A 12,903-nucleotide genomic window follows, 5' to 3' on the forward strand; every position below is an offset into this window, starting at 1 on the left:
ACTTCCTGGAGCCACTGGTCTTCCAACCGTGCCCCGTGGCCGCTGAACGGAACCGCATGAAATTTCTTCTACACGCCCAAGTGGACAAGCGCAGCATCGGCCAGCATCTTGGCGCACCTGAGTACAGCTATTTCTTCCTGCTGCGGGCGTTTTCCGGAGTGCTCGCTGAACTGGGGGAGGTCATCCCTCTGGAAGACCCGGCGCAAGCCGAAGCGATATATACCCAATGCCTCGCCGTAAACGAACGTTGTGTCCTGCTGTCTTTCGCACCGCCCCACAAGACGCCCCTGGGCCTGGCCTGTCCGACCATCCCGGTGTTCGCCTGGGAGTATCCCGATATTCCCGAACGCATCGAAGAGGCATGCTGGGGGGATGACCCACGCCATGACTGGCGTTATGTGCTGTGCCGCACCGGCCGCGCGATCACGCTATCCAGCCACACTGTGGAAGCGGTGCAGCGAAGCCTTGGGCCCGACTTTCCTATCGTGGCAATCCCCTCGCCGATCAAACCCTTCACTCGTCGGACGCCACCGCAGGTACCACCCGAGCCGGAAGGCGTTTTGCTCAGGCTGAATGCCAGCGTGGCGGACAGCGCCCGCATGGGTCTCGACGCAAGCGGGCTGGTCTGCCTCGATGAGGAAGATGAAACCGCTTTTCATCCGCATGACCTGGATGATCTGCCAGCACCTCGGCGCGCCCCAGATATCCAAGATTCGCTTGTCACGAGCGCACCAGTGAGCGCATGCGCCTCCCTCGCCATGGATCAAGACGAATCTGCGCCGCTGGGCGTTGGCTGGGACTTGCCTCCGGTCCAGCGCATCTGCACTCACCTGCATGGCGTCGTCTATACGGCCGTACTGGCGCCCGCGGCGGGACGTAAGAATTGGGAAGATCTGATCACAGCATTCTGCTGGACCTTCCGCGACAACGCCGACGCTACGTTGATTCTGAAGTTGACCGGTACCGACCTGGCTTCACAGCACATCCGTCTGTTGATGACGTTGACCAAACTGTCACCGATCCAATGTCGGGTCATCGCCATCAACGGTTACTTGTCGGACGAGGACTACGAGGCGCTGATTGGCGCCACCACCTATTACGTAAATACCTCGCTATGCGAGGGCCTGTGCCTGCCGCTGGTCGAGTTTCTCAGCCAGGGGGTGCCGGCGATCGCTCCCGACAATACGGCCATGGCGGATTACATTCGCGATGATCTGGCGTTCGTGGTGCCAAGTTACCCCGGTGTGCCGACGGTATGGCCGCATGGCGACAACGAGGTCAATCGCACGTCTTATCACCAGCTCGACTGGCAGGCACTCACCGAGGCATATCGCTGCAGCTTCGAGGTGGCCCAGCACGATCCAGCCCGCTATCGGCAAATGTCTCATCAGGCGCGTACCGCCATGCAAGTCTATTGCGGCTCCGGTACGGTGAAGTCACTCCTGCACGCATTCCTGTGCCCGGATTTACCGCACGAATCGGCTGAGCCGGCGATCGGCAAGTCGGCTTTTTCGCAGCAAGCAGCACAACCCATGTCCGTCGTCTCATGATTCTGATCATCCATACCAGCACCGCGACGCAGCAACTTCCTCAACGGCTGGGGCGTCCGGAATACAGCTATCGTTTCGTGGTGGACGAATTCCGCCCGCTACTCGACGAACTGGGCACTGTCATCGAAGTCAGCGATCCGGAACACGAGGTAGACGCGATCTACGCAGCCTGCAGCGGTCGCGACGAGCCTTGCGTGTTCTTGAGCTTCATGCCGCCGAACAAGACGCCGATCGGGCTCGCCTGTCCGACCATCCCGGTGTTTGCGTGGGAATACGAGGCGTTGCCCAGCGAGGCATTCGGCGGCAAGCCGCGCAATGACTGGACGCGCGTACTGGCGAAGCTCGGTGCCGCGCTCACTCATTCCAGCTTCACGGTCGATTGCACCCGAGCCGCCCTGGATGCCGATTTCCCGATAGTCTGCGTGCCAGCGCCGCTATGGGACCGTATGCAGGCATTGCGTGGGATTTCGTCCAGCCCTGTCACCTTGTCTGTAGCAGGACGCGTCATCGACAGCCGCCGCATCGATCTCTCGGCGTATCGCAAAAGCCTGATGATGGCCGCCATGCCGGGAACATTGCCGCTGCCGGCGAACCCGCCCGGGGATGAGGTCGAGCTCACGCTCGACGGCGTGCTGTACACCGCCATCTTCAATCCTCACGACGCACGCAAGAACTGGCTGGAGATGATCACTGGGTTCTGTGACGCGTTGCGCGACAAGCCCGATGCCACTTTGCTGATCAAGCTGACCCATTACGATCCGTCCGACATCACTCCAAACCTGCTCGAGGCGGTCTACAAGATGGGCCGGTTATCGTGCCGTGTGGTGTTGGTGCATGCCTACCTGCAGAAACCGGAATACAACACGCTGCTGCGTGCCACCACGTATGCAGTGAACACCTCGCACGGCGAGGGCCAGTGCCTGCCGCTGATGGAATACATGTCGGCCGGCAAGCCCGCCGTGGCTCCATGCCATACGTCTATGCGAGATTACATCACTCCCGAAAGTGCTTTCGTCATCGATTCCAGCGGGGAACCCGGCACTTGGCCACACGACCAGCGCCAAGCCTACCGCACCCTGCGCCAGCGCATTCATTACCAGTCGCTGGTCGACGCCTACCGGCGCAGTTATCAAATCGCCAGACATGAGCCACTGGTGTATGCCGCCATGGGCGCTGCCGCTGCAGCCTCGTTGCGGCGTTATTGTTCGATCGACGTAGTGCGACCGCGGCTCAAGCGGTTCATTCATGACCGCCTGATCGCCAGCGGTGCCGTCATGCCGGATTCCGCTCATGTCGATCGGGCCTGAATACGCGCCGCCAGGCAGGCGACGCAATCGCGACATCGAATGCCTGCGCGCCATCGCCGTCGTCGGCGTGGCCTTTCACCATATGCAAGGCAACCTCTTTCATCCCGGCTTGCCTCTGGTCGGCCGGCTGCTGCAACACGCGGACTTCTGGTTCGGTGTGGATCTATTCTTCGCCATCTCCGGTTTCGTCATCGCCCGCAGTTTGCTGCCGCAGATGGCTGCCAGCGCGGGAAACCTGCGCGAGCAGGCAGGTGTGATCGGAGCGTTCTGGATTCGCCGTTTCTGGCGTTTGCTGCCCTCGGCCTGGCTGTGGCTTGGCCTGATCATGCTGGCCGTCGTGACGTTCAATCGCAGCAATGCGTTCGGCAGTGTCCACGCCAACCTGATGGCCACCCTGGCCGGCCTGCTCGATGTGGCCAACTTCCGTTTCGCCGAAGCGTTTTTCCGTTACGAGTACGGTGCCAGTTTCGTTTACTGGAGCCTGTCGCTGGAAGAACAGTTCTACCTCTTGCTGCCGTTGCTGGTGGCATGCCTGCGTCGTCGCATCGCCCTGCTGATGGTCGCGTTGTTCGTGATCCAGCTTTGCGTGTTCCGTACGCCGTTGCTGATGTCGGTGCGTACCGATGCGCTGGCTCTCGGTGTTCTCCTGGCGATCGCCGAGCCCGGCAGAAGCTATGCCACCTTGAATCCGGGTTTTCTGCTGCGCCTGGGCTGGTTACGGACATTGCTGCCGTGCGTATTGCTGGTGGTTCTGGCGGTGCTCGCCTCGGCCGATCACGGCAGTTGGCGTTTTCGCATCAGCGCCATCGCCATGCTCTGCGCTGCCCTGGTCTGGCTTGCCTCGTACGATCGTAACTACCTGCTGCCCGAAGGATGGTGCAAGCGCTTGCTGGTCTGGATCGGGGCACGTTCCTATGCGATCTACCTGATCCACATTCCGGTCTATTTCCTTTTGCGCGAACTGTGCTTCCGGCTCAGTGCGACCGACGACGCGCTGCAGATCATGCCTGCGTGGCTGCTGTCCGGGTTGGCGGTAGCCATGGTCGCCTTGCTGGCCGAACTGAATTACCGCTACCTTGAACAACCCCTGCGTCAGCGCGGCAAAAACATCGCTGACAGGTTCCGACATCGTCGGGCACGACCCTCGTCGACGGCGGTCAACGTAATGAAGACGACAGACACGGTCGAACCCATGACATGAGACTGCCGACTGCCTGCAACAATGCCATCTGCTACCACCGACACCCCCGTACGCAACGTCGCCTTTATTTCACGGAAATCGAGCATGTCGAACCTCACCAAGAAACTTCTCGGGTTGTTGCCTGACTCGGCTTCCGCCGAGCAGGCCTCGGACATGCCAAATGATGGAGTGTTCGCGGAGACTTCAACCGCCAAACCCGTTGTCGATCTGTCAGGCGCCACCGGTGTCGGCCTGCACGATGCCGTGCTGAGCGGCTGGTTCCAAAACGACTCCAACGAGGTGTTTCGCGGCATCCCTATCGGTCCTGGCGATACCGTGGTCGACGTAGGCTGCGGTGATGGCGGAGCCAGCCTGTTCTGCGCTCGTCGGGGCGCACATGTCACGGTGGTCGACATCGATCCGCAGGTGATCGCCGCCATGGCGGCCCGGCTGGCCGAGATCAGTCCGCAGGCCTACGCCACCCACATCAGCGACGGCAATCCGCTACCGCTGGCGGACGCCGTGGCCACCCGGGTGCTTTGCACGGAAGTGCTCGAGCATGTCGATGATCCAGACCAGTTGCTTGGTGAACTCGTGCGCATCGGCAAGCCGGGCGCACTTTACCTACTGAGCGTACCGGATTCGCTGCAGGAAAATTTGCAGAAACATGTGGCACCGCCCAGCTATTTCCAGAAGCCCAACCATGTACGCATCATCGAGCGACCGCAATTTGCCGACATGGTTACCCGCGCGGGCCTGGTCATCGAGGAACACACCCAGTACGGATTCTTCTGGTCGATCTGGTGGGCGCTGTTCTGGGCCTGCAAAGTGGACCTGGACAAACCGAGCCATCCGGCACTGGATCACTGGACCGAGGCTTGGCGCGCCGTGCTGGCACTGCCACAGGGAGCGCAGCTCAAACAACAGCTGGATGAGTTCATGCCGAAAAGCCAGATCATCGTTGCACGCAAGCCTTGAAGCCGATGCGTCTCCACTGTCTGCAACACGCCCGTCGTGTGACCAAGTGACCGGAGCTGGAACCGCATGAGCCCCACCCTTTCCCGCGCCTTGTGGCGCTATCGTGGTTTCATCCTGGGCAGCGTCAAGCGTGATTTCCAGGCGCGTTATCGCAACTCATTGCTCGGCGCGGCATGGACGGTGCTGCAGCCGTTGGCGATGATCACCGTCTACACCGTGGTGTTTTCCGAACTGATGCGCACTCGCCTGCCCGGTATGGACAGCCCTTATGCGTACAGCATTTTCCTGTGTGCCGGCCTGCTGACCTGGGGATTGTTCGGCGAGATCCTGCAACGTGGACAGACCGTGTTCCTGGATAACGGGAACATGATCAAGAAGCTGAATTTCCCGCGCATCTGCCTGCCTGCGATCACCGTGATCAACGCACTGGTGAACTTCGCGATCACCTTTTCGATCTTCCTCGCCTTCCTCGTGTTGACGCACAGCTTTCCCGGCTGGATCATCCTGTATGCGCTGCCGATCCTGCTGGTGCAGGTCGCCTTCGCTACCGGCCTGGGCATCATTGCCGGCGTGCTCAACGTCTTCTTCCGCGACGTTGGCCAGTTCGTGAACATCCTTCTGCAGTTCTGGTTCTGGTTCACACCGATCATCTATTCCACCACGACCTTGCCGGCGTCGATTCAGCCGTGGATGAAACTCAATCCGATGACGCCGCTGGCGCAGGCCTACCAGGGTATTTTCGTGTACGGACGCGCGCCCGATTGGCGGGGCATCTGGCCGGTGGCCGTGATGGCCGCTGTCCTGTGCGTGGTTGCGTTGCTGTTGTTTCGCCGACGTGCTGGCGAAATGGTGGATGAACTCTGATGGGCGATATTCGCGTCAGCGGGCTGGGCAAGGCCTACAAGCAATACCCCGGACAGTGGTCGCGTCTGGCCGAATGGATCCTGCCGGGCCACAAACCGCGTCACGTTGAACACTGGGTGTTGAAGGACATCGACTTTCACCTGCGCGCCGGCGAAGCCGTTGGCATCGTCGGCGCCAACGGCGCCGGCAAAAGTACCTTGCTGAAAATGCTCGCCGGCACGGTACGTCCCAGTTGTGGCGAGATCATGATCGGCGGACGCGTGGCGGCGATGCTTGAGCTGGGCATGGGCTTCCATCCCGATTTCACCGGCCGCCAGAACGCCGTGATGGGTGGCCAACTGCTCGGCCTTTCGCTGGAGGACATCGGCCGGCTGATGCCACAGATCGAGGCTTTCGCCGAGATTGGCGAGTACATCGACCAACCGGTGCGCACCTATTCCAGCGGTATGCAAATGCGCCTGGCGTTCAGCGTGGCCACCGCGCAGCGACCGGATATCCTGATCGTCGACGAGGCGCTTTCGGTGGGTGATTCGTACTTTCAGCACAAGAGCTTCGAGCGGATCCGCACGTTCCGGCGCGAAGGCACCACCCTGCTGATCGTGTCGCATGACCGTTATGCGATCCAGACCGTGTGCGACCGCGCCATCCTGATGGAGGCCGGGCGCATCCGCATGCAGGGGACGCCCGTCGACGTACTCGACTACTACAACGCGATGATGGCCGAGCACAATCATCAGATGATCAGGCAGCAGACTCTGGCCGATGGCCGGGTCACGACGATCTCGGGAACCGGTGAAGCCAGCATTGTCGACGTGCGTCTGCTCAATCATCACGATCGTTCTGCCGATACCGTGGAAGTGGGCGAACCGCTGCGTTTGCAGGTACGCATCCGGGCCAATGCGGCGCTGCCGCGACTGGTGCTTGGCTTCCTGTTGAAAGACCGGCTTGGCCAAGCCATCTATGGCATCAACACCCATCGCCTCGAACAACCGCTGGAGCACCTGGCGGCGGGCGAAGAGGCCACTTACTGTTTCAGTTTCCCCGCCCGCCTCGGCAAGGGAAGCTACTCCGTCTCGGTGTCGCTATCGAGCGAGGATTCACACCTGGACAAGAATTTCGAGTGGCGCGACAACGCTCTGATCTTCCATGTGTTCAACACGAAACAGGAGGATTTCGTGGGCACCAGCTGGCTTGATGCCAGCGTGGAAATTACCCGCCATGCCTAGGCTTCGTACATCCAGCGCAGCGTCTCGGACAGCTCGCGCGGCGGCAACCGGCCTATCCGCGCCTGCAAACGGGTGGGATCGCCCTCGAGACGCTGCACCTCGTTGTCGCGCACGAAAGCCGGGTTCACGTTCACATCGATCGCATAACCGGCGATCTCGGCCATCATCGCCAGCACCTCACGCAACGAATGGCTCGCACCCGAGCAGATGTTGAAGATATCGGCCCGGCCATCGGTTTCGAGCAGCCGGCGATACGCCCATGCCACCGACCGCACATCCATGAACTCGCGCCAGACATCGAGATTGCCCAACTCGATGTGCCGCTCGCCACGGCGGAAATGACCGACGATCTTGGGGATCAGAAAGCGTTCGTCCTGTCCCACGCCGGTGTAGTTGAACGGACGGGTGAACAACAGCGGCAGGCGCCGGTTCCACGTCCGCGCCATGTACTCCATTGCCAGCTTGCTGACCGCGTAATCATTGGCGGGAGCCGCCGGGGTGCGTTCGTCCAATGGACCGACCTGACCTTCCGCGTTGCCGTATACGTTGGCGCTGCTGGCCAGCACCACTGTTGAAGGCGGTACCGGCAAATCAGCCAGTGCGGCGAGCAGATGACGCGTGCCCACGATGTTGGTTCGATAGACCGCCTCGACGTCGCCATGCGCGACAAAAGCGATCGCAGCCAGGTGGATCACTGCCCAGGGACGGATGCTCGCCACCGCCGTGTTTACCGCGGCGGCATCCAGCAGGTCGACACGCCTGCCCGGCGCAGCGCCGGGCGCCTGCGACAGGCTGCATACCGTGTAACCGGCGCGTTCGAGTTCCGCCGTCACCTGCTGGCCGGTGAATCCCGTGCAGCCGGTGACCAGCACCCGCCGCGACTCGGGCTCAGAAGGAAAAGCCATGCTCGTTCCTGCGCAGGTCGGCTTCGACCATCATCCGGCACAACGATTCCAGCGACGTTTCGGTTGACCAGCCGAGCGCGACCCTGGCCTTGTCCGCGTCACCGATCAGCAGGTCCACCTCGGCCGGGCGATAGTGGCGCGGGTTGATGCGCACCACGGTCTTGCCGGTTCGGGTGTCCACCCCGTGTTCATCGGCTTCCGTGCCCTTCCAGGCGATCTCGATGTCGGCCGCTGCAAACGCCATGGCGGCGAAATTGCGCACCGTCTCGGTGCGCCCGGTGGCCAGTACGTAAGTGTCGGGCGCTTCGACCTGCAACATGCGCCACATGCCATCGACGTACTCTTTCGCGTATCCCCAGTCGCGTCGCGCTTCCAGGTTGCCGAGTTCCAGCACATCGGGTTTGCCGAGCCGGATCCTGGCGACGGCATCGGTGATCTTGCGGGTAACGAACTCGCGCCCGCGCAATGGCGACTCGTGATTGAACAGGATGCCGCTGGCGCCAAACAGACCGTACGATTCACGGTAATTCACCGTGATCCAGTGCGCATACAACTTGGCCACGCCATAGGGGCTGCGCGGATGGAACGGCGTCTCCTCGGTCTGCGGTACCGACTGCACCTTGCCGAACATTTCGGAGGTCGAAGCCTGGTAGAACCGGATGGAGGGGTCGACCACGCGAATCGCCTCGAGCAAGTGCAAGGCACCCACGCCAGTGATCTGGGCCGTGGTCACTGGCTGGTCGAACGACACGCCAACGAAACTCTGCGCCGCCAGGTTGTAGACCTCGGTGACCTGGTAGCTCTGCAGCAGACGGATCGCGGCGCCCATGTCGGTCAGGTCGAATTCGACCAGCTCCAGTTGCGGGTGGTCCTTGATACCCAGCTCCTCGATGCGCCAGAAGTTGGTTGAACTGGTCCGGCGATACGCACCCACCACGCGATAGCCCTTGTGGAGCAAAAGCTCTGCCAGATAGGCACCGTCCTGTCCGGTGATGCCAGTGATCAAAGCTGCCTTCATGCGCGGTTCCTGCATACGGTTGAGTACGGACATGCTACGGGCAAGCGGGCGTCCATCCAAGCGGGATGTCCCGGTCCCGTCAAACAGGCTATCCCCGAGGCGTAGGCTGGTGCGGCATCCAGGCGGTCAGCCAGTGGGAATGGTCGACATCCATGAGCATGCGCCACACCTGCCCGGTCGTTTCCTTCCAGCCCAACGCGGTGTCGGCAACCATCTCCACGGCAGGCCGATCGGTTTTCATGGCCTCTCGCAGCAGCCGGGTCAGCTCGTCCACATCGTCAAAGTATCTGGCAAATGTCGAGGAAACCTCGCGGAACACCGGGATATCGCGGGCGATCACCGGCAATCCGCGACGGGCTGCCTCGACCAGCGGCAAACCAAAGCCCTCCCCCTCCGATGCGGCAACCAGCGCACGCGCAGCGTCGTAGACCTGCTCCAGGTATTCGTCGCTGGCGCGCTCCAGCCAGACCAGGCGGGTTCCCGCGTGCGCGTGTAAACGCATGCGCGCGGCCAACGCATCGGACATCCAGCCCTCTCGACCGACAACCACGAGATTCGCCTCGATGCCTTCGGCCCACAGTCGTTCGAAAGCGTCCAGCACGAGGGCATGGCCCTTGCGCGGCTCGATCGTGCCGACCATCAAGAACGACGGCGTCGAACGCAGCCGCCGCAGAAGCCGTTGTGCCTCCGGTGGCAGGCCCGCGCTGGGCCGGGCCGCAGCCGGGTCGTTACCGGGGTAGAAGTAACCCAACGGGAGCCGCCCATCGCGCAAGGGTGGATGTTCGTCAAACCATCGACGAACATCGTCCGCTACAAAACGCGAGATGCACAACAATGCGTCGGCGTACTGCCCTATGCAATTCAGCCATGTCGCATGCATGGTGGCGATACCGTCGGGAAACCACTGCGGGTGACGTACCGGCAAGAGATCGTAGACCACGAAGACCATGCGCACGCCGCGCACGCGCCAGGCGTCGAGCAACGCCGCATTGGCGGGCAACGCGTCGGCGACCCAGTCCAGCCCAAGCAGGATATCGCCGGCCCTCGGCACGACCTCATCTTCGGGCAAATCGATCGGCGCATGCTCAAGCACGCGCAAGGCGTAATCCGCAGCAAGCACGTAACGGCCCTTGTGCAGCCGCACCGGTTCGATCCGATACTGCACCTGTCCGTGCTGCAACAGTGCTGACAACACGCCATGCACCACGCGCTCGATACCCGTGCGCAGCTCGCTCGCGGCCGTCGCGGTAACGTCGACATACACGTGCGGTCGATCCATCCGCGGTCGGTTCGCCGCAAGCACCTGCAACAATTCCTCGCGGGCGGGGCCATCCATCGCAAACCGGGCATCTGTTCGCTGCAAACCCGTCAGCAGGCGCTGTTGCTCGGCTTCTGCCGTGTCCCCGACGAATCGTTCAATGGCGTCGCGGTATTGCAGCGCCACCTCGGCAGGGTGATGCCGTTGCTGGACCAGCTGTGCTGCGTCCGCGGCAAGCTGCGCGCGCCGGGCATCGCTCTCTTTCAGGCCCTGCAATGCAACGGTGAGCTCGTCGTCGCTGAAGTGATCGGCGATCCGGATCGCGGCCGTTGCCGGCAACTCCATCGCAGTGCCGTGTGCGTTGACGATCAACGGCAGGCCGTGAGCCAGCGCATCGAAAACGGCGGCCGAGGTTTCGCCGCGCGAATCGGTGCGCAACTGCACCACCACGTCGGCGGCGTCCAGGTAATCGGCATAGCCTTGCGCGCTGACAAAACCGGTGATGCGAATGCGTACTCCGCTGCGGACGGACGCGATCGTCGCGGCCAGCGTCTGGCCGTAATCGCCACCGTCGTTCTCGCCGACGAAGATGAGGTGACAACGGGCATCCGTCGCCAACGACGACTGCAGCCATGCCGTCAGCAGGCGATGATTCAACTTGGTCGGTGCCAGCATGCCGAAACTGCAGACCACGAAATCATCCGGATCCAGGCCCAGCAAACGACGCGAAACCCGTCGATCGCCATGTGTCCGTGCCTTGGGAAACGGCACCACCGTGAACTTGGCCGCGACAGCAATACCGTAAAACCGCTGTGCCTGTTGCACGGCATAGTCCGAATGCACGATCACACCCAGCGCGTGATCGATTACATCGCGGTTGACCGGCCAGGCGTCGAGCGTGGCGACCCGCCCGTAATGTCGATCATGCAACAGCCCGGCATAGCCATGGCTGTCATACAGCAGCCGCAGGAAACTGCCTGGGTCTCTGGCGTCATTGGCCATCCAGTTGCGCGCCGCACCCAACCATGAATCGTGCAGCACCACCGTGCCCGAATGCCGCCGCAGCAGGCTGAACATGTGCGCGTGGAACGGCGAGTTGCCGAAGTGGTACAGCACCCGCGCGCCGGCATCGTCCTGCTGTTGGAACCAGTCCACAGAACGAATCGGAAAATTCGCCTGCACCCATGGATCAATCACCTCGAGCTGGTCGACAACCACCTCGATCTCGTAGTGACTGGCCAACTCCCGCAGCAAATGCGCGCTGTAGTCAGCGATGCCCGAGCGCAGCGGCGGCAGCGGCGAAACATAGAACAGCCGCGGGCGGGCGGGCGGTAGCCGCACAACGGCGCGCCGGTCACGGGCATGTCGCTCGATGGCCGCCAGGGCCTTGCGGGCGCTGCCGGGCCAGTCGAACTTCCGCACCTGGACCGCGGCGTGCTCCCGCAGGTTTTCGACGAAACCGCGTTCCGTCAGCACGGCGTGCAGTTTTGCCGCCATCGAGCTGCGACTGCGTGGATCAAACAACGCCTCGGGACAGCCGATGACCTCGGGCAGACTGGTGGTATTGGAACCGATCACCGCGGCACCGCACGCCATCGCCTCAAGCAAGGGCAATCCCAGGCCCTCGTGCAGGGACGGCGAGACGAACACCGTGCAACTGGAATACAACCTCGCCAGTTCCGCGTCATCCAGCGCGCCGGTAAAAATGACACTGCTGTCCGCCAGTCGCAGTTTGCGCGCGTAACCGCGCAGCTGCTTTTCGTTCGATGCATCGCAGCGTCCGGCGAGCACCAGCGGATGCAATTCTCGTAGATCGACAGGCAAGCCCGCATACGCGGCGATCAACGTGTCGACATTCTTGTGTGCGTCGTACCCGCCCGCATACAGCACGAAGCCAGGCCGCAGCCCCCAGTCATTTTGCCAGCGCGCCCAGCCGGCAGCGTCGACAGGCATCGGGCGAAATACCGGATCAGCGGCACCGGATACCACGACAATCTTGTCCGGCTTTATCTGCAGTTGATCGATCGCCTCCCGGCGCGACGATTCCGAAATCGTCAACAACAGCCCACAGCGTTTGAGCAGGCCGAGTCGCCGGTAATACCAGCGGCGATAGGCGGCATCCCGCAGATGCCGCGTCGGATTCAGCAACGGAATGAGGTCATACAACGTGGCCACATGACGATCGTCATCCGTACCGGTACCCAGCGCCGCCGTGGACTCGTCGCCCCACCCTTCGAACAGGCTGCTGTGCCAGATGCAGTCCGCCTGGACATTGGCAAGGAAATTGGCCTGTGCTGCTGCGCCCATGAGCGTGCGCCAACGGTTGTCTGGATGACAGCCGGCGATGCCTGGGGGCAACTCGTTGATCAGCATCCGCTCGCGCGGAATCCATTCCCCGAACTGCTCGATCAGGCTCAACGAACTTTCGTTCTGGCGTCCGTTCAACGCCAGCCACAATTCGTGCTCACCCGCCGCTGCAGCAAAGGCCTTCGACATCGACAGGCTGTACCGTCCGATACCCCGATGGCGACTGTGCGACTGCGCGCCCTGGAGATCCAGCACGATTCTCATTGGGTCTCCCCGGGCCACCAGGAGAACGCCGCATATTCGTCCCCGA

At 62.1% G+C, this 12,903-nt stretch carries 9 protein-coding genes; 6 read left to right on the forward strand and 3 right to left on the reverse strand.

Translation table 11 applies throughout. The annotated features are described in order from the left end of the window. Nucleotides 1-56: 56 nt before the first annotated feature. From ACPPVV_RS15875 to ACPPVV_RS15900, 6 genes are all read left to right on the forward strand, one after another. A complete protein-coding gene (locus ACPPVV_RS15875) occupies nt 57-1,550 on the forward strand; it encodes a hypothetical protein (protein ID WP_426700837.1) in 1,494 nt (497 codons plus the stop codon). Next, complete coding sequence (locus tag ACPPVV_RS15880) at nt 1,547-2,857, forward strand: glycosyltransferase (RefSeq protein ID WP_426700838.1); 1,311 nt, start codon at nt 1,547-1,549, stop codon at nt 2,855-2,857. The genes ACPPVV_RS15875 and ACPPVV_RS15880 overlap by 4 nt, the downstream gene beginning before the upstream one ends. Continuing rightward, on the forward strand, nt 2,841-4,058 hold the full coding sequence (locus tag ACPPVV_RS15885; RefSeq protein WP_426700839.1) for an acyltransferase family protein: 1,218 nt from the start codon (nt 2,841-2,843) through the stop codon (nt 4,056-4,058). The genes ACPPVV_RS15880 and ACPPVV_RS15885 overlap by 17 nt, the downstream gene beginning before the upstream one ends. Before the next feature lie 84 nt (nt 4,059-4,142). Further along, entirely contained in the window at nt 4,143-5,015 is an 873-nt protein-coding gene (locus ACPPVV_RS15890; RefSeq protein ID WP_426700840.1) for a class I SAM-dependent methyltransferase, read from the forward strand. 66 nt (nt 5,016-5,081) lie between these two features. Then, the gene (locus ACPPVV_RS15895) at nt 5,082-5,879 is read left to right on the forward strand and encodes an ABC transporter permease (protein WP_426700841.1); all 798 of its coding nucleotides are present in this window, start codon (nt 5,082-5,084) and stop codon (nt 5,877-5,879) included. After that, entirely contained in the window at nt 5,879-7,105 is a 1,227-nt protein-coding gene (locus tag ACPPVV_RS15900) for an ABC transporter ATP-binding protein (protein ID WP_426700842.1), read from the forward strand. The genes ACPPVV_RS15895 and ACPPVV_RS15900 overlap by 1 nt, the downstream gene beginning before the upstream one ends. Here ACPPVV_RS15900 and ACPPVV_RS15905 read toward each other — a convergent pair. From ACPPVV_RS15905 to ACPPVV_RS15915, 3 genes are all read right to left on the reverse strand, one after another. Continuing rightward, on the reverse strand, nt 7,102-8,010 hold the full coding sequence (locus tag ACPPVV_RS15905; protein WP_426700843.1) for an NAD-dependent epimerase/dehydratase family protein: 909 nt from the start codon (nt 8,008-8,010) through the stop codon (nt 7,102-7,104). The two genes, ACPPVV_RS15900 and ACPPVV_RS15905, sit on opposite strands and share 4 nt — an antisense overlap. Then, nucleotides 7,994-9,028 (reverse strand): GDP-mannose 4,6-dehydratase, encoded by a 1,035-nt coding sequence (gene gmd / locus ACPPVV_RS15910; RefSeq protein WP_426700844.1) that lies wholly within the window; start codon nt 9,026-9,028, stop codon nt 7,994-7,996. The genes ACPPVV_RS15905 and gmd overlap by 17 nt, the downstream gene beginning before the upstream one ends. Before the next feature lie 88 nt (nt 9,029-9,116). After that, the gene (locus tag ACPPVV_RS15915) at nt 9,117-12,857 is read right to left on the reverse strand and encodes a glycosyltransferase (protein ID WP_426700845.1); all 3,741 of its coding nucleotides are present in this window, start codon (nt 12,855-12,857) and stop codon (nt 9,117-9,119) included. Nucleotides 12,858-12,903 lie beyond the last annotated feature (46 nt).

Origin of the sequence: Rhodanobacter sp. Col0626 (genome assembly GCF_049994385.1) — a bacterium.
GTDB lineage: Bacteria > Pseudomonadota > Gammaproteobacteria > Xanthomonadales > Rhodanobacteraceae > Rhodanobacter.

What these genes read in the sequence shown, in the direction of transcription:
- ACPPVV_RS15900 (WP_426700842.1), top strand. Translation starts at nt 5,879, where the DNA reads ATGGGCGATATTCGCGTCAGCGGGCTGGGCAAGGCCTACAAGCAATAC.
- ACPPVV_RS15905 (WP_426700843.1), bottom strand. Translation starts at nt 8,010, where the DNA reads ATGGCTTTTCCTTCTGAGCCCGAGTCGCGGCGGGTGCTGGTCACCGGC.
- ACPPVV_RS15890 (WP_426700840.1), top strand. Translation starts at nt 4,143, where the DNA reads ATGTCGAACCTCACCAAGAAACTTCTCGGGTTGTTGCCTGACTCGGCT.
- ACPPVV_RS15885 (WP_426700839.1), top strand. Translation starts at nt 2,841, where the DNA reads ATGTCGATCGGGCCTGAATACGCGCCGCCAGGCAGGCGACGCAATCGC.
- gmd (WP_426700844.1), bottom strand. Translation starts at nt 9,028, where the DNA reads ATGAAGGCAGCTTTGATCACTGGCATCACCGGACAGGACGGTGCCTAT.
- ACPPVV_RS15875 (WP_426700837.1), top strand. Translation starts at nt 57, where the DNA reads ATGAAATTTCTTCTACACGCCCAAGTGGACAAGCGCAGCATCGGCCAG.
- ACPPVV_RS15895 (WP_426700841.1), top strand. Translation starts at nt 5,082, where the DNA reads ATGAGCCCCACCCTTTCCCGCGCCTTGTGGCGCTATCGTGGTTTCATC.
- ACPPVV_RS15915 (WP_426700845.1), bottom strand. Translation starts at nt 12,857, where the DNA reads ATGAGAATCGTGCTGGATCTCCAGGGCGCGCAGTCGCACAGTCGCCAT.
- ACPPVV_RS15880 (WP_426700838.1), top strand. Translation starts at nt 1,547, where the DNA reads ATGATTCTGATCATCCATACCAGCACCGCGACGCAGCAACTTCCTCAA.